This window comes from Gaoshiqia sediminis (assembly GCF_025907915.1).
Classification (GTDB): domain Bacteria; phylum Bacteroidota; class Bacteroidia; order Bacteroidales; family Prolixibacteraceae; genus Gaoshiqia; species Gaoshiqia sediminis.
The window spans coordinates 48372-71447 of the sequence record NZ_JAPAAF010000016.1 but is presented as its reverse complement, the minus strand read 5'-3'; the positions used below and the strand labels follow the sequence as shown (position 1 = coordinate 71447).

Here is a 23076-nt window from a genome sequence, read left to right as displayed (position 1 = left end):
CCATGCCAAACTCGCTTCGGCATTTGCTGATTTAAGAATAAAGATCCTGAAATAAATTCAAGATGACTACTTTTTAATTCCTGTGCGAACAGCCCCGATTAGAACCGTTCCTCAACAACTTTCCAGTCCAACACTTTCCAGAAATCCTCAATATACTTCGGACGCAGATTTTGTTTGTCCAAATAGTAGGCATGTTCCCACACATCGCAGGTCATCAGCGGGGTAAGTCCTTCACGCAAAGGACATCCGGCGTTACCGGTTTGCACGATATTCAGTTTTCCGGTATTATCCTTTACCAGCCAGGCCCAACCCGATCCGAACAACGTGGCAGCAGCCTTGGTGAAGGCTTCCTTGAAAGTATCAAATGAGCCAAACGAATCATCAATTGCACTTTTCAGTGCTCCTGACGGTTCGGTTGCGGGGCTTGCCGAGAACTGGAAAAAGTAAAACGTGTGGTTCCAAACCTGGGCGCCATTGTTAAAAATACCACCTTCCGATTTTTTCACGATCGTTTCCAGATCCGCATTTTCAAACTCAGTACCCGGAATCAGGTTGTTCAGGTTATTCACATAAGCCTGGTGGTGTTTGCCATAGTGAAATTCGATGGTTTTCTCACTGATATAAGGCTCCAGTGCATTTTTAGCGTAGGGTAACGCAGGTAATTCAAAAGCCATAATTCGATTTTTAAAAGTTAGACGTTTTTGGATTTTGTCTTCTAAACATGAATTACGGTCAAAAAGTTTGAGAAAAAAAGGGCAGGCTGCCTATTTAAAAAGAATCCAGATAATATCTTGTTGTAAACATAATCACAACACAAAGGGCAAGAAAAACCCCGAAGCCTCTGCCTCGGGGAAAAAAACCAAAAATCAACTAACCTTTAAACCGTTTGGCCACTTCGTCCCAGTTGATTACTTTCCAAAAAGCATCAACATATTCAGGACGTCGATTCTGGTACTTCAGGTAATATGCATGTTCCCAGACATCGATTCCGAGGATGGGCGAACCTTTCACTTCGGCCACATCCATTAATGGATTGTCCTGATTCGGCGTGGACGAAACCACCAAACTATCACCCTGTTTTACCAGCCAGGCCCAACCCGAACCGAAACGGGTAAGGGCAGCTTTGGTAAAAGCTTCTTTAAAATTATCGTATGATCCAAATGAACTGTTTATTGCTTTCTGTAAATCGCCTTCCGGCTGAGGAGCCCCACCGGGCGACATAATCTCCCAGTAAAGATTGTGGTTAAAGAAACCTCCTCCATTGTTGCGCACAGCAACCGGCAGCTTCGAAATGGAAGCCAGCAACTCTTCGATGGTCTTTCCTTCCAGTTCTGTCCCCTGAATGGCATTGTTTAAATTGCTTGTGTAAGCCGCGTGATGTTTGGTATGGTGAATTTCCATCGTGCGGGCATCGATCATCGGCTCTAAGGCATCGTATGCGTATGGTAATTGTGGTAATTCGAATGACATAAAATTGAAATTTTAGAATTATCAGACTTTTGTATCTTTTTATGCAAATCTAAAGCCTATTTGAACTCATTCCAAATAATAGCCGGTTTCTTTTTATCGAAATTATCTATCAGAGATAGGCATACTCAATGGACAGATCGATCAAAAAGCATTCAGGTCAAGGGGAATTTTTATTTACTTTGCAGCCAAAAACCAGTGAATAAGAAGATTCTGCACCTTGCCCTCCCCAACATCGTCAGCAATGTAACCATCCCCTTACTGGGACTGGTTGACCTGGCCCTGATGGGGCACCTCAAGTCGGACATTTATATTGGCGCTGTTTCGCTGGGAACTGTCCTGTTCAATTTTATCTACTGGGGATTTAGCTTTTTACGCATGAGTACCAGCGGATTCACCGCCCAAACCTACGGAGAGAAAAACCAGCAAGAAAGTTTTAACATTCTGGCACGAGCCATACTTATTTCCACACTTATCAGTTTGCTGATCATCCTGTTTCAGGTACCTGTGGAATGGCTCAGTTTCAAAGCGATCAATGGCAGCGCCGAAGTAGAAACGCTGGCCCGGGAGTATTTTCGCATCCGGGTGTGGGCAGCACCGGCTACCTTGGGACTGTACGCCCTGAACGGCTGGTTTTTGGGCATGCAGAATGCCCGTTACCCGATGATCACTTCCATTCTTGCCAATGTGTTCAACATTGCTTTCAGCTTTGTTTTTGTGGTTTTCATGAAGATGAATTCGGCTGGCGTGGCGCTGGGAACAGTCATCGCACAATATCTTGGACTGGCTACCGGACTTTATCTTTTCTACCGGAAATACCGCCAGCTGACAACCTTTTGGAATTGGAAAGTGATCATCGACCTGCCCGCCCTGAAAAACTTTTTCCGTGTAAACAGCGACATCTTCATCCGCACCTTTTGTGTGATTGGCGTATTTACCTTTTTCACGTCCAAATCGGCCAGCATGGACGACCACATACTAGCTGTAAACTCAATCCTAATCCAGTTCCTGCTGTTCTTCTCGTTTTTTATTGATGGATTTGCCTTTGCCGGCGAGGCCATGGCGGGCAGATACCTGGGCGAAAAAAGTAAAAGCCAGTTTTACCTGCTCACCCGCAAATTATTTCTGTGGGGCGCAGCGCTGGCCGTGGCATTCAGCTTTTTGTTCTTGTTCGGAAACGGGCTAATTCTCCGGCTGCTTACCAATCAGACGGCATTGATCGAAACGGCCCAACACTACCAGTTCTGGATTATCTTAACACCGGTCCTCACCTTTGCCTCGTTCATCTGGGACGGGATTTACATCGGCGCCACCGCTTCGCGCGAGATGCGCAATTCGATGCTTGGGGCAACCTTGCTGGTCTTTGTCCCTGCTTATTATTTCTTACACGAAAGTATCGGAAACCATGCCCTGTGGCTGGCCATGATGCTGTTTATGCTGGCCCGCGGCGCATTCCAAACAGTTTTGTTCCCCAAAGTGCTTCGCAAAAGCTTCAGGTAATTACCTCCAAATCAAAAATCGGCAATCGGCAATCATAACTTTCCGTCAGTACCGGAAACTACTGCCGCCCAAAAACTCCCGAAGTACAGATGTCGGGGGTATTTCCGTGTCGTCGATATGGTGGAAATAACTGAAAAACTTAAGCAGCCGGTTGGCCTCGCAATGTTCTTCAGAAACTTCAGGAACGGCTTTCAATAAAGGTTCAACATATTTTTTCAGCACGGCCAGCTCGTAAATCAAAGCCGAGTTGAACATGACATCGGCATTCTCCTGATAGGGGAAGATGTTCTTTTCTTCGCCACTGCGTACGCTCGGCCAGCGTTTGATGGTTTCGGTGGCCGGGTAACCGCGGTATTTGGCATCGCGGATCATGCGGCGGATCAGCCGGTTGTCGGTAGTAGAAATGTGGTTGTGGTCGTCGAGCGAAATTTGTGTGAGCGCCGAGAGAAAGATCCGGAAGCTGCGCCCGTTCTTCACATGTGGCATCAGTCCGGGATTCATGCCGTGAATGCCTTCCACCACCAGCAAATGCCCATCGCCCAGCCGGAGTTTGGTACCCGATGCTTCCCTTCTTCCCAGCAAAAAGTTGAAGCGGGGCAGCTCCACCTCTTCACCCTGAAAAAGTTGCATCAGTTGCTCGTTGAAAAACTCTACATCGATGGCTTCCAACGACTCAAAATCGTAATTACCCTGCTCGTCCAGCGGCGTTTTTTCGCGATCCACAAAATAGTCGTCCAGCGAAATCAGGTGGGGCACAATGCCGTTGACGGCCAGCTGCACCGCCAGCCGCTTGCTGAAGGTAGTTTTCCCCGAGGCAGAGGGACCGGCACACAGCACCACTTTCACATGGTTGCGGCGGGCATCGATCATATTGGCAATCTCGGCAATTTTCTTTTCGTGCAGCGCCTCCGAAATTTTGATAATCTCGCCGCCACGCCCGGTTTCGGTGTATTCGTTCAGCATACCCAGGTTTGGAACATTCATCAGCTCTGCCCGTTTTTTGTGTTCCTTAAAAATACCAAACAGCTTCTCCATGGTTTCCACCTCGTTCAACTCATCAAAGTTGTCGGGCTTGGGCACCTGCAACAGGATGCCATCAAAATAAGGCACAATATCAAACGAGGTGAGGTAGCCGGTTGACGGCACGTGATGCCCGTAAAAATAATTGCAATAACCGTTCAGGTAATACAGGAAGGAAAACATCATGCCCTGTTGGTCGAACAACTTGGCCTTTTCTTCCAATCCCTGAGCGACCAGTTCATCCACGGCGTCACGGGTCAACAGGCCTTTCTTTTCGAAGGGGATATCCTGTTTCACCCAATGTTGCATCTCATTTTTCAGCTCGAAAATGTCCGATTCATCAATGGGGCGTTCCAGGCCGATCAGCTCGCAATAATAGCCCTGGCTGATGCCGTGCATGATCTTCAGTTTCACCTGCGGAAAAACTTCACGAGCTGCCACGTAAAGCAAAAACAACAACGAACGCACATACAGGCGGCGCCCGTCGATATGGGTATAGTCGATAAACTCAACCTGCTTGGATTTCACCACCGCGAAGGAAAGTTCCTTCACTTTGTTGTTTACCAAGGCCCCGCAAATCGGATTTTCCAGCTCAATCTGCATATCGTCCTTGATTTCTTCGAGGGTGACACCCAGCGGATAGGCTTTTACGGTGTGGTTGTTTTCGCAGTAAATATCGACTGTTTTCATTCGTTTCAGGATTAATTGACAATAACACTTATAAAGCTAATTCATTTTTCAGATACATGGCCGTGTAGGACGACTTGTTTTTCACCACTACTTCGGGCGTGCCGGTAATGAGCACCTGACCGCCGCCGCGCCCGCCTTCCGGCCCCAGGTCGATGATGTGGTCGGCCACTTTAATCACATCCATATTGTGCTCGATCACGATCACTGTATTGCCTCGGTCAACCAACTTGTTGAGCACCTCCAGCAGCACACGGATATCTTCGAAATGAAGGCCGGTGGTGGGTTCATCCAATATATAAAGCGTTTTCCCGGTATCCTTTTTCGCCAGCTCGGTGGCCAGCTTCACCCGTTGCGACTCGCCGCCCGACAAGGTAGTGGACGACTGTCCAAGGGTGATGTACCCCAGGCCAACTTCCTGTAACGTGCGCAATTTATGAGCAATGGAGGGCAGGCTTTCGAAAAACTCCACGCCCTGGTTGATGGTCATATCCAGCACATCGCTGATGGATTTGCCTTTGTAGCGCACTTCCAGCGTTTCGCGATTGTAGCGTTTTCCGTTACAAGTGTCGCAATGCACATACACGTCGGGCAAAAAGTTCATCTCAATCAGCTTCAACCCGCCACCCTGACAATCTTCGCAACGTCCGCCTTTCACATTGAAGGAGAAGCGCCCGGGTTTGTACCCCCGGATTTTGGCCTCGGGCAACTGGGCAAACAAAGCGCGGATATCTGAAAACACGCCGGTGTAAGTCACCGGGTTCGAGCGGGGCGTGCGTCCCAGCGGCGACTGGTCAACCTGTACCACTTTGTCGATATGTTGCAGCCCTTCAATTTTCTCATAGGACAGCGGGTCTTTCAGCGAGTTGAAAAAATGCTGGCTCAAAATGGGCTGCAGCGTACCATTAATGAGGCTGGATTTGCCGCTACCCGAAACGCCGGTCACGCAAATCAGCCTGCCCAGCGGGAACGACACGTCCACATTTTTCAGGTTGTGCCCCTTGCAGCCAACCAACTTCAGTTCTTTGCCGTTTCCTTTACGGCGCTTTTCGGGCACTGCAATCTGGTGCTCGCCGGTGAGGTATTTCGAGGTAAGCGTGTTGGCTTTCAGCACCTCCTGCGGGGTTCCGGCTGCCACTATTTCGCCGCCGTGCCGCCCGGCAAAGGGGCCCATATCCACCAGGTAATCGGCCGAAAGCATCATGTCCTTGTCGTGTTCCACCACAATGACCGAGTTGCCCGTGTCGCGCAGCTTTTCGAGCGAGTTGATCAGGCGCAGGTTATCGCGGTGGTGCAGGCCGATGCTGGGTTCATCCAGAATGTACAGCACATTCACCAGCTGCGAACCGATTTGGGTGGCCAGGCGAATCCGCTGCGACTCGCCCCCGGAAAGCGTGGCCGAGGCCCGGTCGAGCGACAGGTATTCGAGCCCCACGTCCAGCAAAAAGCTGATGCGGGTACGGATTTCCTTAATCACCTCGGTACCAATTTTACGTTGGCGGTCGGTGATGCGGTCTTCCAACCCGTCAAACCAGGCTTTCAGTTCGGCAACATCCATCTGCGCCAGTTCCGAAATATTTTTACCGTCAATCTTAAAATAAAGCGATTCCTTTTTCAGGCGATGGCCGTGACATTCGGGACAAGCCTGTTCGCGCACAAACTGGTTGGCCCACTTTTGCGCGGTTTTCGAGGGATTATCATCGCGCTGGCTGTCGATATATTTCACGATCCCTTCGTACGACATCATATAATTGACCGAGCTGCCCAGGGGGGAATTCTTCAGCGTAATCCGCTCGCTGGTGCCGTACAAAATAGCATTCATTGCCTCCTCGGGAATATCTTTCACCGGGGTTTTCAGCGTAAAACCGTATTTGTCGCCCAGGGCCTCAATTTGCCAGAAGATGAGCGTGTTTTTGTGCGGCCCAAGCGGGGCAATTCCGCCTTTGGCAATGCTCATGGCCGGGTCGGGCATGATTTTTTCCAGATCGATTTCGGCAATCTGCCCCAGGCCGTTGCACTTATGGCAAGCCCCCTGCGGCGAGTTGAACGAGAAGTTGTGCGGCGCCGGTTCGTTGTACGAAATGCCCGTGGTGGGGCACATCAGCTGGCGGCTGTAATATTTCAGTGTTTCCGAATCGTGGTCCATGATCAGGCAAACGCCGTGCCCCTGTTTCATAGCCATCTGTACCGAATCTTTCAGCCGTTTCATGCTGCCCTCTTCCACTGCCAGGCGGTCCACCACAATTTCGATAAAGTGGTTTTTGTAGCGGTCAACCCGCATGTTGGGTTTCAGCTCGGTCACTTCGCCATCAATCCGGGCATAGAGGAAACCTTTTTTCCGGGTCTGCTCAAACAATTCGCGGTAATGCCCTTTACGACCACGCACCAAGGGCGCCATAATCAGAATCCGCTGTCCGGCAAACTGTTCGTTTATCAATTTCAGGATTTGCTCGTCGGTGTATTTCACCATCTTTTCGCCCGTTTCGTAGGAGAAGGCTTCGGCGGCGCGGGCATACAGCAAGCGCAGGAAGTCGTAGATCTCGGTGACCGTGCCCACCGTAGAGCGCGGGTTTTTGTTGGTGGTTTTCTGTTCGATGGAAATCACAGGGCTGAGGCCGGTGATCTTGTCCACATCGGGGCGCTCCATGTTGCCCAAAAATGAGCGAGCATAGGCCGAAAACGTTTCGATGTAGCGCCGTTGACCTTCCGCATAAATGGTGTCGAAAGCCAGCGATGATTTCCCGCTGCCGCTCAAGCCGGTAATCACCGTAAGCTTGTTGCGCGGAATTTCAACATTGATATTTTGAAGGTTGTGCACCCGGGCGCCAATCACCACAATCTTTTCTTCCTGATCGGTCAGCTCGTCGGTCAATTCCAGTAGTTCTGTCTCCTGCATATCCATCAATTTGTATTTGTCCGGAACCCTTCAGCCGGGATTTTAAGGGTGTATGTTTTGCCTTTGGCGTTGGTGAGGTAAGGTTCGCGCAACCAGGGGTTCAGCATTTTCAGCAATTTATAGTTGGTGCCGTGGGCTTTGGCAAACTCGGCAAAATCTTTAACCGGTGTATTAATGTCGATGGTCCGTACATCCCAGGCCGGGTATTTCTCACTGTCAGCAACGCGAAAACCATAGGTTTCCGGGTTTTCCATAATCAGCTTGAGGGCCATGATCCGGAATACATAGCGGCCGGTTTCTTCGCCCAGCAACAGATCGAAATAGTTGCTTTCGTGTTGGCGGCCAATTTGCTTGTCAACAGCGGCACGGCCGGCATTGTACGAAGCGGCCACCAGGGTCCAGCTCCCGAATTTCCGGTACGATTCTTTCAGGTACTGGCAGGCCGCGCGGGTTGACCGCTCAATGTGGTAGCGCTCGTCCACTTCGCCGTTCACCTCCAGTCCGTAGTCGGTGGCCGTCCCCTTCAGAAACTGCCAGAAGCCCACCGCCCCGGCAGGCGACACGGCACGCGGGTCGAAACCGCTCTCGGCCAGGGCCAGGTATTTGAAGTCGGCAGGAATGGTGTCGGCCAGCAAAATGGGCTCGATAATCGGGAAAAAGCGCGGGGCCATTTTCAGGAACCGGATGGTTTGCGAGTGAAAATAACTGTTCACCAGCAACTCGCGGTCGAGGCTTTCGCGCACATCGAAATATTCGAGGGGCACCCGTTCGCCGACAAAAGTCAGACTGTCGGGCAGTTTCACCGGGCTATGCAACACCACCTCGTGAGGCGGGCGGGGTGTGCTTTCGGGATAGGTTGACGACTCCAAAAAATGATACCCGCCAACCAACAGGGCCAGCAGGACCAAACTCAACAATAAACGGCTAATTATCTTCTTCATATCAAATCATTCATCCAATCAGACTAAACGGCAAAAATAATGGTTTTGGTCTTGGCATTCAATGAAGTTGGCGGATAAATTTTTGAGGCCGGGTACCGCGATTTTCAATCGCGGATTAAAATTGCGCGGTTACAAACCGCGCCACCCGCCATCCCCTGTTTATAGAAAAGGATGGTGCCATGCAGCATCCGACCCCGCCGGGGTCGCACGATCTCCCTGGGAACGCGGACGTACCTATAAACATACCAACCCTCCGGGTTGGGTGAAAACTCCTTCGGAGTTTTGGGAAAAGGAACTACCTGGAGGAAACTGATTCCCTGTCTGCCGACAGGCAGGCGGCCTGCGCCGGAATGACGATGGAAGACGGGTGCGGCGATTTTTCGGGTGCGGCGATTTTTAATCGCGGGTTAAAATTGTGTGGTTACAAACCACGCCACCCGGAAACAAGCGAGGGCTTGACTTCGAGTCAAACCCTCACATCCCTAAAATTGAATAAACACGTTTAATTGTCTGACGATGAAACAGGAATGGTTGACAGCAGTTGTATGTTTTGCAAATCGCTGTAATCGTACAGGTAGAAACCGGCATCGCCAATCATGAACAGGTAATTGTTTACCGGAATGACGTCGTAGGTGTTGATGTCGGGGAACTCGGCAATTTTGTGCGACGAGATCGTCAGCGGGTCGGAAGCGTCGAAAATCTTCAGCCCCGCGCTGCCGTCGCAAACAAACAGCACATCGCCGTCGATGCCCAGCCCGTGCGGGTTGGCCATGGGGTACGAGGCAATCATGGTGAGCTTGGTATATTGGTCCGACATGCGGATCACGTCCAGCCGGTTGACCGAGCGCCCGCACCAGCCGCCATCGTGCAGGGTAACGTAAGCCAGGTCGTTTTGCACCACCACGGGGTCGCAGCTGGTAATGTGGTTGTACTGGTTGATGTAAGTGGGGTTTTGCTCAATCTCCAGGCTGTACACCAGCATACCGGAAGTAGTTCCCAGAAACATGTGGTCGTCGTACAGAAACATGGTTTCAATATTCCAGCCGATGCTTTTTACCCCAAGGTCAACCGGGCTTTCCAGATTGGCAATATTAAAGGTGTAAAGCTGGGTATTATCCACGATATACAGGAAGTTTTTGTACAGGCCGAAACGGGCCATCGATCCGCCAATGCCAAAGGTGGTGCCGCCGCCACCTCCTACTCCACCCGAGGCAGAACTAAAATTAGCCATGTCCATCGAGAGCTTTTCGGCATACGAGCGGTAATAATAAATGGGGTAATAATCCTGCTCGACCTGTTCTTTCACCTGCTTAAGTTCCCATTCTACCACCACGCCTTTGTCCTGGTCCACCTCGGCCAGCCGGTATTCGGGGTCGTATTCGGGTACCGTATAGGGAAAGACATCCTCCATACGACCCACTTCCCTTACGTCACTCAGGTCCGACACGTCGATGGCCACCAGATCGACATAGCTGTCGGCATACAGCACATCCTCTTTGATGGCAATGTCCACATTCCCCGGGATGTTGATAAACGTTACCGGGTCCGGGTTGGCCGGGTCGCTCACATCCAGCACATGCACTCCCTGCATGGTTTCGTTCACAAACAGGTAATTGTCCTTGAAATAGATTTTCCCCGGATTTTCAATGTCGCGCACCGGCTCTTTCTGCACAGCCGAGCGCAACTCCTCGTAAGTCATGTACACCGGCGAGTTGGCCATAAACGACTCATAAATCTTATCCTGGCAGCCCGCAACCAGCAACAGGGCGAAAAAAACCAGGCTTGAGTATATCGATCTTGTTTTCATAGCTTTCCTAATTAAAAATGATACCCAGTTTGATGGACAAACGGTTGTAGTTGGTTTCCAGCTCGTAACTGTTGTCGCCGGTAAACGTCACCTGACTGTAACGGTAGCCAAACGACAGGGAAAAGCCCAGATTGTCGTTGACCTGACTGATAAATCCCAACGACGGGTTAAACATCAGGCCGCCTTCATTGTCGAGCGTTTGCGACTGATAATAGGGCCAATACGAAGAATACGGCATGATATCGTAATAATAGTAACCTCCGTGTGTATTCACCTCGCCGTCAAGCGGGAGCAGGTAGCCACCCTGAAAACCAATGAACGGGGTAAAGCGGGAATCGCGGAACCGGTATTCAAGATTCACAAAGGCAGGCAGGTAGGACTCCTCCAGCAAGTCGATCCCGGCGCCAAGTCCGGCATACATGTTCCGAAAAAGGCGAACGTTCAGCGAAGCATCAAACGAGAACGGGCTTTCCTTGGTATTGCCCGACCCGCCGGGCAACACGCCCACGCTGGTTTTGAAAAACCAAGGTTTGGCCCCATCCGAAGTATCCGTTTCACGCAACCATTTGGAAGTAACCGTATCAATCTCGGCCTGATTGAACACCCAGGTATTTCGGGCCGAACGAACGACCACCTTTTCATCGTCCACCTGCACGAGTTGGCCTTTTACAACCGAACCGTTTTTCAGGTAGATGACTTCCTTTTTCATCCGCTGAGCAGAAACGCCGCACACCAGCAAAAGAAGGACACCCAGCAAGGCAATTTTTTTCATCTTGTGATTGTTTTGGTTTTTACAACTGGCAGATGCTCTCCTCTCGCAAAGGGTTGCGTGACGAAAAACATTCAGCCAAAATATTTCCCAGGGTGAGACAGAATTTACAAAACTCCCCTATTTTTGTTCTCCAGAAACTATTTCATCATGGACACGACTGAAATCCTCATTACGATCCGAAAAATTGTACGCTCAATCAACCTCGAATCCAAGAAGATCCAGAAAGAACACGGCGTAAGCATCCCCCAGGTATTGTGCCTGAGCTACCTGCACGCGTCTCCCAATTTTCAGTCCACCCAAGGCGAAATACGCCAGTTCCTGAACCTGAACTCCAGCACCATCAGCGGCATCATCGACCGGCTGGAAGCCAAAGGGTTCCTGGCCCGCCTGCCCAAACAAGGCGACAAGCGCGTGGTCAACATCATCCTCACCAACAAAGGGGCGGCACTGCTCCAGGCCATCCCACCGCTCCTTCACGAACAATTGAACCTTAAATTGCAGTCGTTGCCGGATACCAAACTCAATCAAATGAAAGAAAGCCTGAACACGCTGGTTTCATTGCTGAACATTGCCGGGATGGAAGCAGCCCCCATGCTTACCAGCGAAGATCCGATCCAGGCAATCGACGAAGAGTGATCGGAGTTCACAAACCATTCCTTTAAAAACATATTACCTGCCCGAGTAAAAAAACACCGGTTTTTTATTTATCACCATTCTAAACAACAGCCCCATAGCACTGAATATCTAAAACATAAAGCCAATACCACCACCGGTTCAGTTCCGCTTTACCCAATCAAATTTTGAATTCCTTCCGTTTTGCAGTATTTTTGTTCGCATAGAAACTATTTGAAGAAATTATGGAAATTTTTAACGGAACACAGCAAGCACTTGCTAACCGAATTAAATCAGACTCGACTATTTCGAACTGGAAAGATTGGCAATGGCAATTAAAAAACAGCATCCGGACGATCGGGCAGTTCGAAAAACTGACCGGTATCCGCTTTCCGGCAAAAGAAAAAGAAAAACTCAACGAAACACTGGAAAAATTTCCGCTTTCCATCACCCCGTACTACGCATCGCTGATCTCGAAAGACAACTATAAAAACGACCCGGTATTCCGGCAATCGTTTGCCAACGTCCACGAACTCACCGTGCTCGACAATGAGCTAAAAGACCCGCTGTCAGAAGAAAGCGACAGCCCTGTGGAAGGGATCACCCACCGCTACCCCGACCGCGTGCTTTTCCATGTGAGTAACATTTGTGCCATGTACTGCCGTCATTGTACGCGCAAACGCAAAGTGGGCGACATCGACTTTGTACCGTCGAAGGAACAACTCAGAAAAGGCATCGACTATATTAAAAACACACCGCAGGTACGCGATGTGCTGCTTTCGGGCGGCGATCCGCTCATGCTCCCCGACAGCCAAATCGACTGGCTATTGAGCGAACTGACCGCCATCCCCCATGTCGAAATAGTTCGCATAGGAACCAGAATGCCGGTTGTTTTGCCTTACCGCATCACCGACGAGCTGGTCAGTATCCTGAAAAAATACCAACCGCTGTGGATCAACACCCACTTCAACCACCCGCGCGAAATTACTGCCTCGGCCAAAGAAGCGCTGCGCAGACTGGCCGACGGCGGCTTTCCACTGGGCAACCAAACCGTGTTGCTGGCCGATGTGAATGATTGTCCGCGTATCATGAAAAAACTGGTACACAAGCTGGTGGCCAACCGGGTGCGTCCCTACTACCTCTACCAGTGCGACCTTTCGGAAGGGCTGTCCCATTTCCGCACCCCCATCGGCAAGGGAATAGAAATTATGGAAAGCCTGATTGGCCACACCACCGGTTTTGCCGTGCCCACTTATGTGATTGATGCTCCCGGCGGCGGTGGAAAAATCCCGGTGATGCCCAACTACATCATCTCGTGGTCAACCAACAAGGTGGTACTGCGCAACTACGAAGGCGTGATTACCACCTACAAGGAACCCGACCATTACGACAATAAATTCTGCGACCGCAATTGCGCCAGCTGCAACCTGGAACTGAACCTGGAAGAAAGCGACGAAATCCAATCCCTGGGGATTGAAAAGCTGCTTTCGGATGACAATGATTCAATTTCGCTGATCCCGGAAGACAATGAACGGTATAACCGGAGGGAAGAATAGCATGGATCGGATAGACTATATTGGTAAAAGCTGCATCCAACATGGGAAAGACAACAACCGGATTTATCTGCTGAAATACCGGGAGGAAGATGGCAACGGCCTCCTTCCCCGGCTGGATGAAATGGCCTGTGAAAACGGCTATGGCAAAATCATCGCAAAAGTCCCGGCTTCGGCACAGCCGCTCTTTCTGCAAAACGGGTATCAGCCGGAAGCCTATATTCCCGGCTTTTTTGATGGGGTGGAAGGCATGTTTTTTATGGCGAAATACATGGACACAGCCCGGATGACAATACCAACGGAAGCCCTGTCAGTCCTGGCCGGTTTACTTTCGTGGCCAAACGGGAATGGCGTTTCCAAGGCGAACAAACTCAGCACGGGCATCATGAACCCGGAACAAACAGGGGAAATGGCAGCATTGTACCGCCAGGTATTTAAAACGTACCCCTTCCCCATCACCGATGCAGCCTACCTGAAACAAACCATGGACGAAGGAACGGTAATCTATTACGGTGTTTGGGATGGTGAAAGGCTGATTGGCTTGTCGTCGGCCGAACTGGACCGCGATGCCGGAAATGCCGAAATGACCGATTTTGCCGTACTGCCCGAATACCGGGGACAAAACCTGGCCGGCCTGCTGCTCGAAACAATGGAAGAAGACATGGCAAAGCTCTCTTTCAAAACGCTTTACACCATTGCCCGCCTCAACAATCCCGGCATGAACAAAACCTTCATTAAGCAAGGGTATCATTATTCGGGCTTGCTGAAGAACAATACCAATATTTCGGGACAGATTGAAAGTATGACTGTATTTTATAAAAACCTGATGTTATGAACGAACTCAGACACTTGGGCAAGCTATGCCCCTATGCAGGCGAATGCCCGGTTTACCAAGAGGAAATCCTGATTGGAAAGATTTCGCCCTTCCTGATAAAAAATGTGTTCTGCAACCGGGGAATAAAGGGTTGGAAAAATTGCGAACGATTTAAACTGGCCGAAACCGGACAGGCCATTCCGGCAACAGCCACACCATATCAACAACAATAATACGTATGAGAGAAAAAATTAAACTGGAAAAAATTGACAATGACACGGAGCGCGACATCATCCTTCTGTTAAAGGAAAAAGAAAAATGTATGATGGGCGATATTTTGATGAACCTCCGCTTGAGTTACCGCCGGGGCAAACAACATATCAACTCGCTCCTCAGCAAAAACTGGATCAGCAATAAGGAAAAAGCGCCCTATTTCACCCTTCTCATCGACCTGGACTGACACGCTGGATGAACCTGGGAAATTTCACGATCTGACTATCCTTGCAGGCTTGGCGTGGGTTTCTTCTTTCTAACAAAAAAAAAAAACGACCACCGGTAACTTAGAAACTGTTTAAATTTTGCTCATTTTGATTTTTCGGATTACCCCGGACCCTAGAGGGAGCCCGAAAAATCAAAAAATCACCCTTCAGAGGCGGGGTAAATTTTTTGATTTTGGGCGTGACTTTAAATTTTAAACAGTTTCTTTTTCGTGGTGAATGCCCAAAATTCAGCCGGTAAAATATATTTTTTGACAGCAGATTTATCCCTACTTTTGCCCCTCGAAATTACCTGGGGAAAATGAAAAACAAAACCACTCAATACTACGGGGCAGCGCTGCTGGCCATGTTCTTCTGGAGCTTTTCCTTCGTGTGGTTCAAAGTGGCCTACAAAGCCTACGACCCCATGACGGTGGTGCTTTTCCGGCTGTCGCTGTCAACAGCCATCATGTTCGTTTTCGCCAAATTGATTGGCAAGCTGCAACCATTGAAAAAGAGTGATTTTGGATTGATGGTGCTGCTTTCGTTTTTCGAGCCGTTCCTGTACTTTATGGGCGAAAGTTACGGGCTGAAATATGTGTCGCCAACAGTTGCTTCGGTGATTGTAGCAACCATTCCGCTGTTCACCCCAATGGCCGCCTGGTATTTTCACAAGGAAAAAATCAGCTGGGCCAACTTTGCCGGCCTGACCATTTCATTTTTAGGCGTGTCGCTGGTAGTGTTCGACCGCACGCTGGGGTTCACGGCGTCGCCGTTGGGAGTGTCGCTCGAATTTGTGGCTGTGTTGTCAACCATCGGGTATGCCATTCTACTGAAACGCCTGACAAACCACTATAACGGTTACACCATTATCAGTTACCAAAACCTGTTTGGCTCGTTCATGTTTCTGCCCTTCTGGTCGGTTTTCGAAGCCGAAAAGACCTTTCAAACCCCTTTCCATCCCGAAGCATTTGGCGCCATTGTTAAGCTGGCCATTTTCGCTTCTATTCTGGGATTCATCTTTTTCACGTACAGCATTCGCCACCTTGGCATCAACAAGTCGAACATGTTCATCAACGTGATGCCGGTGTTCGTGGTCATTTTTTCCTATTTCATTTTAGGGGATGAGATTAATGCGCAAAAGATTATTGGGGTAACCGTCGTAATTGCCGGCCTGTTTCTGGCACAGTTGAAACGAAGAAAACGCAAAAATGGAGACTATCCGGTATTTCAAACCTGACGAACTAAAAGCCATGACGGCCAACCGCAAGCAGGAGTTCTCTGCTTTGTTTCAAAAACTGAAAAAGAAAAAGCCGAAAAACCTGGATGATGTGGTCCACCGCCTGCACCGGGAAGCGTTTGAACAGTTCGACTGTTTGGATTGCGCCAACTGCTGCTCCACCATCAGCCCGATTGTGACGGACAAGGATGCCGAACGCCTGGCCAAAAGCCAGAAAATGAAACCAGCCGATTTTATTGGCCGTTACTTGTATGTGGATGAAGACCACGATTACGTTTTTCAGCAAACGCCCTGCCCGTTTTTGATGGCCGACAACTATTGCTGTGTGTATGAAAACCGGCCGCGCGCCTGCCGCGAATATCCGCATACCGACCGCAACCGCTTCTACCAAATCCTGAACCTGACCCAAAAAAACTGCGAAGTTTGCCCCATCGTCTTCTCCATTACCAGCGAGCTTACAAAGATGGAGTGGTAATTAGTCATTGGTTATTCAGATTTTTGCTGCCGGAAATAACCGGCGATTTGAATATCACCGCACCCAAAAAGCGCTTTTGGGATTGAAATAAACCCATAACTTTGGGAGCCCAATAAAAGTGGATTTTTGCAGCATGAAGCTCATCTACCTCATTTTATTTGTTTCACTGATAACGACCACGGAAGCCACAGCGCAAATTGGCGGAGAATCGACCTACGAATTCCTCAACCTGGTGAACTCGGCCCGCATGGCGGCGCTTGGAGGCAACCAAATTGCCATCAACGACTCCACCGACCTGAACGTGGCTTACAACAATCCGGCGCTGCTTGCCCCAACTATGCACAACAAACTGTTGATGAACTATGTGGCTTACTTCAGCGGGATCAATTACGGTTATGCTGCTTTTGCCCATAATTTGAAGGAAAAAGGAACCCTGGGTGTGGGCGTTCACTACATCAACTACGGCGAATTTATTCAGGCCAGTGCCACCGGACAAAAAGAAGGCACTTTTACAGCTGCTGAATATTCGCTAAACCTGAACTGGGCAAAAAGGTATGGCAGGTGGCAGGTGGGCGCTACGCTAAAACCCATCCTGTCGTCCTTCGAATCGTACCAATCGGTTGGCCTGGCCGCCGACTTGGGGTTAAATTATGCCAGCCGGGACCAGCTGACCAACTATGCCCTGGTCATCCGGAACATCGGCGCCCAACTTACTACTTACTACGAAAACGGACAGCGGGAAAGCCTCCCTTTCGATCTGCAGCTGGGCTTTTCGAAACGACTGGCCCATGCGCCGCTGCGGCTGTCGGCCACCCTGCAACACTTGCAGCGCTGGAACCTTTCGCAGCCTGACGAAAACGAAACAGCAACAAAAACCATTTCGGAAGAAGAGGGATTTGGAAAGCTATTTCTGCGGCACCTTCTTCTGGGAGTAGAGCTGCTTGCTTCGGAAAACTTCACCGTCCGCGCCGGGTACAACTATCAGCGCCGCCAGGAACTGATGTTTGACGACAAGGCCTCCACCGTGGGCTTCTCCTGGGGTTTCGGCTTCAAAATCAACCGTTTTCATTTCGATTACGGTTCGGCACGCTATCACCTCGCCGCCTCCAGCAACCACATTTCGGTGGCTATCCGGCTGGGAACCGGCTATTAGTAAACCACCAACGGGTTAACCGGACGTTTCTGCCAGCTGATTCCCAAAAAACGGGCGGGTTACGATCAAAAACAATATATTTGTTGACATGAATGAGACGACGAACCCAAAAATAGTGATTGCCATCGACGGGCATTCTTCCTGCGGAAAAAGTACCGTGGCCAAAGAACTGGCCAAAGCATTGGGATACATCTACCTGGACAGCGGCGCCATGTACCGCGCCGTAACCCTGTTTGCCCTGAAAAACGGGCTGGCAGCAAACGGACAGGTAAACGAACCTGAATTAATAGCCCGGCTTCCCGAAATTACCATTGAGTTCCGGCTAAACCCGGCTTCCCGACAAAACGAGACCTACCTGAACGGTGAAAACGTGGAAGAAGAAATCCGCCGGTTGCCGGTTTCCACCCACGTGAGCCCGGTGGCCACCATCCGCGAGGTACGCGAGGCGACGGTAAAACAACAACAGGCAATGGGTAAAAACAAAGGCATCGTGATGGATGGCCGCGATATTGGCACAGCTGTCTTTCCCGAAGCCGAGCTGAAAATTTTCATGACGGCCAGCCCCGAAGTGCGGGCACAACGCCGTTACGATGAGCTGATTGGCAAAGGTCAACAGGTGAGTTTCGAAGAGATTCTGCACAATGTTGAAGAACGCGACCGTATCGACTCGGGCAGGGAAGTCAGTCCTCTTCGCAAAGCTGACGATGCGCTGATCCTGGACAATTCCTACCTGAACCGCGACGAACAACTCGATTGGGCGCTGCAGAAAGCCCGGGAAGTGATCCGTAATTTAGGGGTTGTGAATATTGAATGATGAAAGAGGATTGGTCATTGAGTCATTGACGGTCATTTGTTGTCAGTTGGAAATGGATAACCGACAACCCGAAACTTGAAATTTGAAACTTAGCGAATGGCACATTTTAATTACGAAGATGTTGGTCTGAAAGACTATCAGGAATGCTGGGACTACCAGGAAGAAATTCTGGCCGCGGTGCAAAACGACAAAAAAGAAAAAAAGGCTCCTACAGAAATGAACCGCTTTCTGCTGGTGGAGCACCCGCATGTTTATACACTTGGGAAAAGCGGTGACGAACACAACCTGTTGGTTCACGGCGAATTTTTGAAAAAGATTGAAGCCACCTTCTATAAAATAAACCGGGGCGGCGACATTACTTACCACGGTCCCGGCCAACTGGTGGGCTATCCCATCATCGACCTGGAATATTACCACATCGGAGTGCGCGAATACATCGAAAAAATGGAAGACGCCATCATTGCCACGCTTGCTCATTACGGACTGACCGGCGGACGCAAGGAAGGCGCAACAGGCGTTTGGCTTGATGCCAACATTCCGGCCAAAGCCCGGAAAATTTGTGCGATCGGCGTGCGCGTGAGCCGCTACGTAACCATGCACGGTTTTGCACTGAACGTGAATACCGACATGCGCTACTTCAACTACATCAATCCCTGCGGGTTCCTCACTTATGGGGTCACTTCGCTCGAACGCGAATTGGGGCGCCCGGTGGATATGAACGAAGTAAAAGAAATCGTGAAAACAAAGTTCAATGAAATGTATTGAAATATACAAGTGCATGAGTCCATATGTTCATAAGTTAGTGGATTGATTTCATTCTCACGCTTATGTACCTGTGAACTTTAAACTTATATACTTTCCTGAAAACAATTCAGAAAAAACAAATTATAAAAAAAATGCCATGATTGATTTGGATACTCTCGATGAAAAATTCAGCATTGAAGGCGAAGTTGGCTTTGCCGAGCTGGAAAACGATTTGGTTTTCCTCACTATTTCGAACAAATATGCCGATGCCGACATTTGCTTGTACGGCGGACATGTAACCAGTTTCCGTCCGCACAAAACAATGGATTTGCTGTGGATGAGCCCCGATAGTATGTTCGAAGTGGGGAAACCCATCCGCGGCGGCATCCCCGTTTGCTTTCCCTGGTTTGGCCCCCACAAAAGCGACCCACAAAAACCACAACACGGCTTTGCCCGCCTGATGTATTGGAACGTAGCAGAAACCGCTACCACGCCAACCGGTGAAACCCGCGTCAGGCTGCAACTGTCCTCTTCCGAAGAAACCAAAAATTACTGGCCTTTTGATTTCGAAGCCGAGCTGGACATTACCGTTGGTTCCAAATTGAATGTCTTACTCAAAGTGACCAACACCTCCAACGAATCCTTTGAGTTTGGCAGCGCCCTGCACACGTACTTTTACCTGTCCGGGATCGAAAATATTGGCATTGAAGGATTGCAGGGAACCACCTATTACAACCAGCTTAACCCGGGAAATGAAGTGCAGGAAGAAGCAGTACTGCATATTCGCGAAGCATTGACCCGTCATTATCTGGATACAGAAGCAGCCGTTGTGATTTCTGATCCGGTTTTCCGGCGCCGCATCCTGGTGGAGAAAACCGGCAGCAAGGTTACGACCGTGTGGAACCCCGGGAAAGAAGCTTGCGCCACTATTGGGGATCTTCCGGATGATGGCTACGAAAGCTTTGTTTGCGTGGAAGCTGTAAATGCTTTCAACAACCTGATCTGCCTGGCGCCCGGCGCAACGCACGAAACCTCGGCCATCATCGGATTGGAAGCATAGCAATCCAGTCGCCGAAGATTTGAAATTGGTGAATGATCGCTGGAGAACCGGTCATCCGGTCATTAATTGTCATTTATGGAGATTGATGACCGATCACTTGGCAGTGGACAACTTGAAACTTGGAACCTGGAACTTGAAACTTCTTCATGAACATTTTTGCTGAAAAAAATATTGCGCAGGCCTATGATGCTTACTACCAGAGTGAGCAAGGCCGCGCTATTGATGAGTTGGAAAAACAAGCTATCCGCCAATTGCTGGAGCCGGTTACGCCGGGCGAAATGTTGGAAATTGGCTGCGGAACGGGCCACTGGACCGCGTTTTTCAGCGAGCTTGATTTCCGCGTTACGGCAACCGACGTGGCCGACGAGATGATGAATTTGGCAAAAGAAAAAGCCCTGCCTAACGTTCGGTTCATGACAGCCGACGTCAGGCAGCTGCCCTTTGCAGACTGCACATTCGACCAAGTGGCCGTCATTACAGCACTGGAGTTTTGCGGTGATGTGGAAAAGGCCTTTTCCGAGATAAAACGTGTACTGAAACCCGGTGGCTGGCTGATTACCGGTTGTCTGAATGCCGCATCCACACTCGGCAAAACCAAGCACCACGATCCGGTGTTCCAACATGGCGATTTCATGACAAGCGACCAGTTGACCAAACACTTACTGAAAATCGGCGAACCAACCGTTTTGGAGTGCGTACACTTATCTGCCGATTTCAGACTATTGGATGAAACAGATGAAAAACACACGGCGCCTGGTGTTTTTCTGGCCGCCGCCGTACAAAAACGAAACTGATGCAAATTACTGTTGAAATAAGCTATTACGCACTGATCGATCAGTATGATAAGCCGGTGCTGGAACTGCTGGAGCTCTTAAAAAACCAATCGGGCATCCGGGTGGAAGTTGGAACCATGAGCACCTTACTTTCGGGCGACTACGAGTCGGTAATGACCTTGGTAAACAGCCACATGAAAACCATGATGAAGCAATACCCCTCGGTGTTTAACCTGAAAATTGCAAATGCATGTGCGCTTAAAATTGGTTGATCTTAACTGATTTTTTCCATCGCCTGGCTGACCAACCGTTTCAGTCGGGCGTTTCCGTTCAAGACGCCAACAGAAACCGATAACAGGATAATTGGGTTGGCAATTTTGAAAAAATCCAGCCAGTAGAAACCATTCAGCCACGAAAACATCAGTCCAATTGTAATCCCAAACACCCAGCACACCACGATATGCTTTAGATAACTAATGCAACAAATTAACAGTCCGGGAGAATTCTCATCCAAATAGATCTGGCCGGTAGTAAGCGACCGGAACAATTCAACTAAAATTTGAAACCGCGAAGCAACAGGTGAAATTTTTCGTTTAAAAAGCAACCGGTCCCCGGTCCGTTCGGTTCCATACCGACGTTGGTTCAGCTCCAGTTCAAGCAGCGAAAGTAAATCGTCAGTCATTAATTCGCGGGGGATTTTCTGTCGGAAGGTATAGTTCATAAGGTCCGGTTTGGTATATTTTGAGCTCAGCATATGCAACGGTGTGTATCCGAAAAATCCGTCCCGAACAGATATAATAACGAACATCTAAAGGAAGGATCTGCTGTTTTCTGTTAATCACAGCCGGTGTGAATTCTGTTGCAACCGATTATGCGTTTCGAGTACAGCCCAATATAATAATCAAAAGTCAATAATTCACCAAGATGCCATCATTTTTCCAACACAAAAGTAGTTGGAATTTCTCAATGGGTTTCCTGACGAGTGAACTCCTACGATTGAAAAAATACCAAAGGCAGCTGCAAATATATTTTTACCGGTTGTCGATTTTCTCCGGGTTCAGGTCGTGATTTTGCAGGCGATACCAAGCCAACTGTTCATATTTGGTGCCGGGTTGCCCGTAGTTGGCATACGGATCGATGCTGAGGCCACCTCGCGGCAGAAATTTCCCCCACACTTCGATGTATTTAGGCTCCATCAGTTTTACCAAATCTTTCAGGATGATATTGATGCAATCCTCGTGAAAAGCGCCGTGGTTACGGAAACTAAACAAGTACAATTTCAGCGATTTGCTTTCCACCATTTTTTTCCCGGGCATGTAACTGATATAAATGGTCGCAAAATCGGGCTGTCCGGTAATGGGGCACAAACTGGTAAACTCGGGTGAGTTGAACTTCACCCAGTAATCATTTTCAGGATGTTTATTGTCGAAAGTTTCCAATACATCCGGCGTGTAATCAAACAAATAGTTGGTTTCGCCTCCAAGATGTTTTAAGTTGTCCATATCTGTTAAATTCCAGGTTTCAAATTCCAAATTTTCATGATCGACATTGAAGGCACAATCATAACCTGATTAAAAGCCACCAATCCCCTCACCCATTCCCCAATTTTCTGTCTTTTAAATAATGCCCCAGCCCGTTGCGGCGCAATTTGCAGGCCGGACAATGGCCACAGCCGTCGCCAACGATGCCATTGTAGCAGGTGAGCGTTTCGTTGCGCACCAGATCGAATACCCCCAACTCATCGGCCAGTTGCCAAATTTGCATTTTATTTTTCCACATCAATGGCGTATGGATTTCGTACGGATAATCCATCGACAGGTTCAGCGTTTGGTTGAGCGAACGAATAAACTCGTCGCGGCAATCGGGATAGCCACTGTAATCTGCCTGTCCCACCCCGGTTACCAAATGATGGATGCCTTTCGATTTGGCATACACCGCCGCATAGGTCAGAAACAACATATTGCGGCCCTCCACCAGCGTATTGGGCGGACGGTCAGCAGGTTTGTCTTCCTCCACCTCCATATCGGCATTGGTAAGCGCGTTGCTGGTAATTTGTCCCAGCAAATCCAGTTTATATACATGAAACGGCACGTTGGCTTTTACGGCAATTGCTTCGGCCACCTGCAATTCCAGCTGGTGCTTCTGTCCGTAGTCGAACGAGATGGCCTCAACCTCATCAAATTGCTGTTTTGCCCAAAACAGGCAGGTCGTCGAATCCTGCCCTCCCGAAAACACAACCAACGCTTTTTTGACTTCCTTCATTCTTACGGGA

24 protein-coding genes are annotated in these 23076 nt (G+C 49.3%); 14 read left to right on the top strand and 10 right to left on the bottom strand.

What is annotated here, in order from left to right; genetic code table 11:
- Positions 1 to 98: 98 nt before the first annotated feature.
- Entirely contained in the window at positions 99 to 674 is a 576-nt protein-coding gene (locus N2K84_RS11860) for a superoxide dismutase (protein WP_282592032.1), read from the bottom strand.
- 196 nt (positions 675 to 870) lie between these two features.
- A complete protein-coding gene (locus N2K84_RS11855) occupies positions 871 to 1470 on the bottom strand; it encodes a superoxide dismutase (protein WP_282592031.1) in 600 nt (199 codons plus the stop codon).
- A gap of 195 nt (positions 1471 to 1665) precedes the next feature.
- Between N2K84_RS11855 and N2K84_RS11850 the strand changes: the two genes are divergently transcribed.
- Positions 1666 to 2967 (top strand): MATE family efflux transporter, encoded by a 1302-nt coding sequence (locus N2K84_RS11850; RefSeq protein ID WP_282592030.1) that lies wholly within the window; start codon positions 1666 to 1668, stop codon positions 2965 to 2967.
- Between the two features lie 45 nt (positions 2968 to 3012).
- Here the strand turns inward: N2K84_RS11850 and N2K84_RS11845 are convergent, their stop codons facing one another.
- From N2K84_RS11845 to N2K84_RS11825, 5 genes are all read right to left on the bottom strand, one after another.
- Entirely contained in the window at positions 3013 to 4677 is a 1665-nt protein-coding gene (locus tag N2K84_RS11845) for a nucleoside kinase (protein WP_282592029.1), read from the bottom strand.
- A 28-nt stretch (positions 4678 to 4705) separates the two neighbouring features.
- Positions 4706 to 7570 carry an excinuclease ABC subunit UvrA gene (uvrA, locus tag N2K84_RS11840; RefSeq protein WP_282592028.1) on the bottom strand — a complete coding sequence of 955 codons (2865 nt, stop codon included), beginning with the start codon at positions 7568 to 7570 and terminating at the stop codon, positions 4706 to 4708.
- Between the two features lie 5 nt (positions 7571 to 7575).
- The gene (locus N2K84_RS11835) at positions 7576 to 8511 is read right to left on the bottom strand and encodes a lytic transglycosylase domain-containing protein (RefSeq protein WP_282592027.1); all 936 of its coding nucleotides are present in this window, start codon (positions 8509 to 8511) and stop codon (positions 7576 to 7578) included.
- A 502-nt stretch (positions 8512 to 9013) separates the two neighbouring features.
- A complete protein-coding gene (locus N2K84_RS11830) occupies positions 9014 to 10318 on the bottom strand; it encodes an LVIVD repeat-containing protein (RefSeq protein WP_282592026.1) in 1305 nt (434 codons plus the stop codon).
- Positions 10319 to 10325: 7 nt separating this feature from the next.
- A complete protein-coding gene (locus N2K84_RS11825) occupies positions 10326 to 11090 on the bottom strand; it encodes a hypothetical protein (RefSeq protein ID WP_282592025.1) in 765 nt (254 codons plus the stop codon).
- Positions 11091 to 11237: 147 nt separating this feature from the next.
- On the opposite strand from N2K84_RS11825, the gene N2K84_RS11820 reads away from it, so the two are divergent.
- From N2K84_RS11820 to N2K84_RS11760, 13 genes are all read left to right on the top strand, one after another.
- Entirely contained in the window at positions 11238 to 11726 is a 489-nt protein-coding gene (locus tag N2K84_RS11820; protein ID WP_282592024.1) for a MarR family winged helix-turn-helix transcriptional regulator, read from the top strand.
- Between the two features lie 221 nt (positions 11727 to 11947).
- A complete protein-coding gene (kamA, locus tag N2K84_RS11815) occupies positions 11948 to 13258 on the top strand; it encodes a lysine 2,3-aminomutase (protein WP_282592023.1) in 1311 nt (436 codons plus the stop codon).
- The gene (gene ablB / locus N2K84_RS11810) at positions 13230 to 14090 is read left to right on the top strand and encodes a putative beta-lysine N-acetyltransferase (protein WP_282592022.1); all 861 of its coding nucleotides are present in this window, start codon (positions 13230 to 13232) and stop codon (positions 14088 to 14090) included. Before kamA ends, ablB begins: the two co-directional genes overlap by 29 nt.
- Positions 14087 to 14302, top strand: coding sequence for a hypothetical protein (locus tag N2K84_RS11805; protein WP_282592021.1), 216 nt, complete (start codon positions 14087 to 14089; stop codon positions 14300 to 14302). Before ablB ends, N2K84_RS11805 begins: the two co-directional genes overlap by 4 nt.
- A gap of 5 nt (positions 14303 to 14307) precedes the next feature.
- A complete protein-coding gene (locus tag N2K84_RS11800; protein ID WP_282592020.1) occupies positions 14308 to 14529 on the top strand; it encodes a hypothetical protein in 222 nt (73 codons plus the stop codon).
- A 338-nt stretch (positions 14530 to 14867) separates the two neighbouring features.
- Positions 14868 to 15785: a DMT family transporter gene (locus N2K84_RS11795; protein WP_282592019.1), complete on the top strand. Its 918-nt coding sequence runs from the start codon at positions 14868 to 14870 to the stop codon at positions 15783 to 15785.
- A complete protein-coding gene (locus N2K84_RS11790) occupies positions 15757 to 16260 on the top strand; it encodes a YkgJ family cysteine cluster protein (RefSeq protein ID WP_282592018.1) in 504 nt (167 codons plus the stop codon). The genes N2K84_RS11795 and N2K84_RS11790 overlap by 29 nt, the downstream gene beginning before the upstream one ends.
- Positions 16261 to 16393: 133 nt before the next feature.
- Positions 16394 to 17413 carry a type IX secretion system protein PorQ gene (porQ, locus tag N2K84_RS11785; RefSeq protein WP_282592017.1) on the top strand — a complete coding sequence of 340 codons (1020 nt, stop codon included), beginning with the start codon at positions 16394 to 16396 and terminating at the stop codon, positions 17411 to 17413.
- Positions 17414 to 17501: 88 nt separating this feature from the next.
- Entirely contained in the window at positions 17502 to 18227 is a 726-nt protein-coding gene (gene cmk / locus N2K84_RS11780; protein WP_282592016.1) for a (d)CMP kinase, read from the top strand.
- Positions 18228 to 18323: 96 nt separating this feature from the next.
- Positions 18324 to 18992, top strand: a complete 669-nt coding sequence (gene lipB, locus N2K84_RS11775; protein WP_282592015.1) for a lipoyl(octanoyl) transferase LipB — start codon at positions 18324 to 18326, stop codon at positions 18990 to 18992.
- Positions 18993 to 19128: 136 nt separating this feature from the next.
- Positions 19129 to 20031 (top strand): D-hexose-6-phosphate mutarotase, encoded by a 903-nt coding sequence (locus N2K84_RS11770; protein WP_282592014.1) that lies wholly within the window; start codon positions 19129 to 19131, stop codon positions 20029 to 20031.
- Positions 20032 to 20177: 146 nt separating this feature from the next.
- A complete protein-coding gene (locus N2K84_RS11765; protein ID WP_282592013.1) occupies positions 20178 to 20825 on the top strand; it encodes a class I SAM-dependent methyltransferase in 648 nt (215 codons plus the stop codon).
- On the top strand, positions 20825 to 21076 hold the full coding sequence (locus tag N2K84_RS11760; protein ID WP_282592012.1) for a thiamine-binding protein: 252 nt from the start codon (positions 20825 to 20827) through the stop codon (positions 21074 to 21076). Before N2K84_RS11765 ends, N2K84_RS11760 begins: the two co-directional genes overlap by 1 nt.
- Before the next feature lie 2 nt (positions 21077 to 21078).
- Here the strand turns inward: N2K84_RS11760 and N2K84_RS11755 are convergent, their stop codons facing one another.
- The 3 genes from N2K84_RS11755 to queC all read right to left on the bottom strand — a co-directional run bounded on the left by N2K84_RS11755 (position 21079) and on the right by queC (position 23066).
- A complete protein-coding gene (locus N2K84_RS11755; RefSeq protein WP_282592011.1) occupies positions 21079 to 21525 on the bottom strand; it encodes a hypothetical protein in 447 nt (148 codons plus the stop codon).
- A 310-nt stretch (positions 21526 to 21835) separates the two neighbouring features.
- Positions 21836 to 22306, bottom strand: a complete 471-nt coding sequence (gene queF / locus N2K84_RS11750) for a preQ(1) synthase (protein ID WP_282592010.1) — start codon at positions 22304 to 22306, stop codon at positions 21836 to 21838.
- Between the two features lie 88 nt (positions 22307 to 22394).
- A complete protein-coding gene (queC, locus tag N2K84_RS11745; RefSeq protein ID WP_282592009.1) occupies positions 22395 to 23066 on the bottom strand; it encodes a 7-cyano-7-deazaguanine synthase QueC in 672 nt (223 codons plus the stop codon).
- Positions 23067 to 23076: the final 10 nt, after the last annotated feature.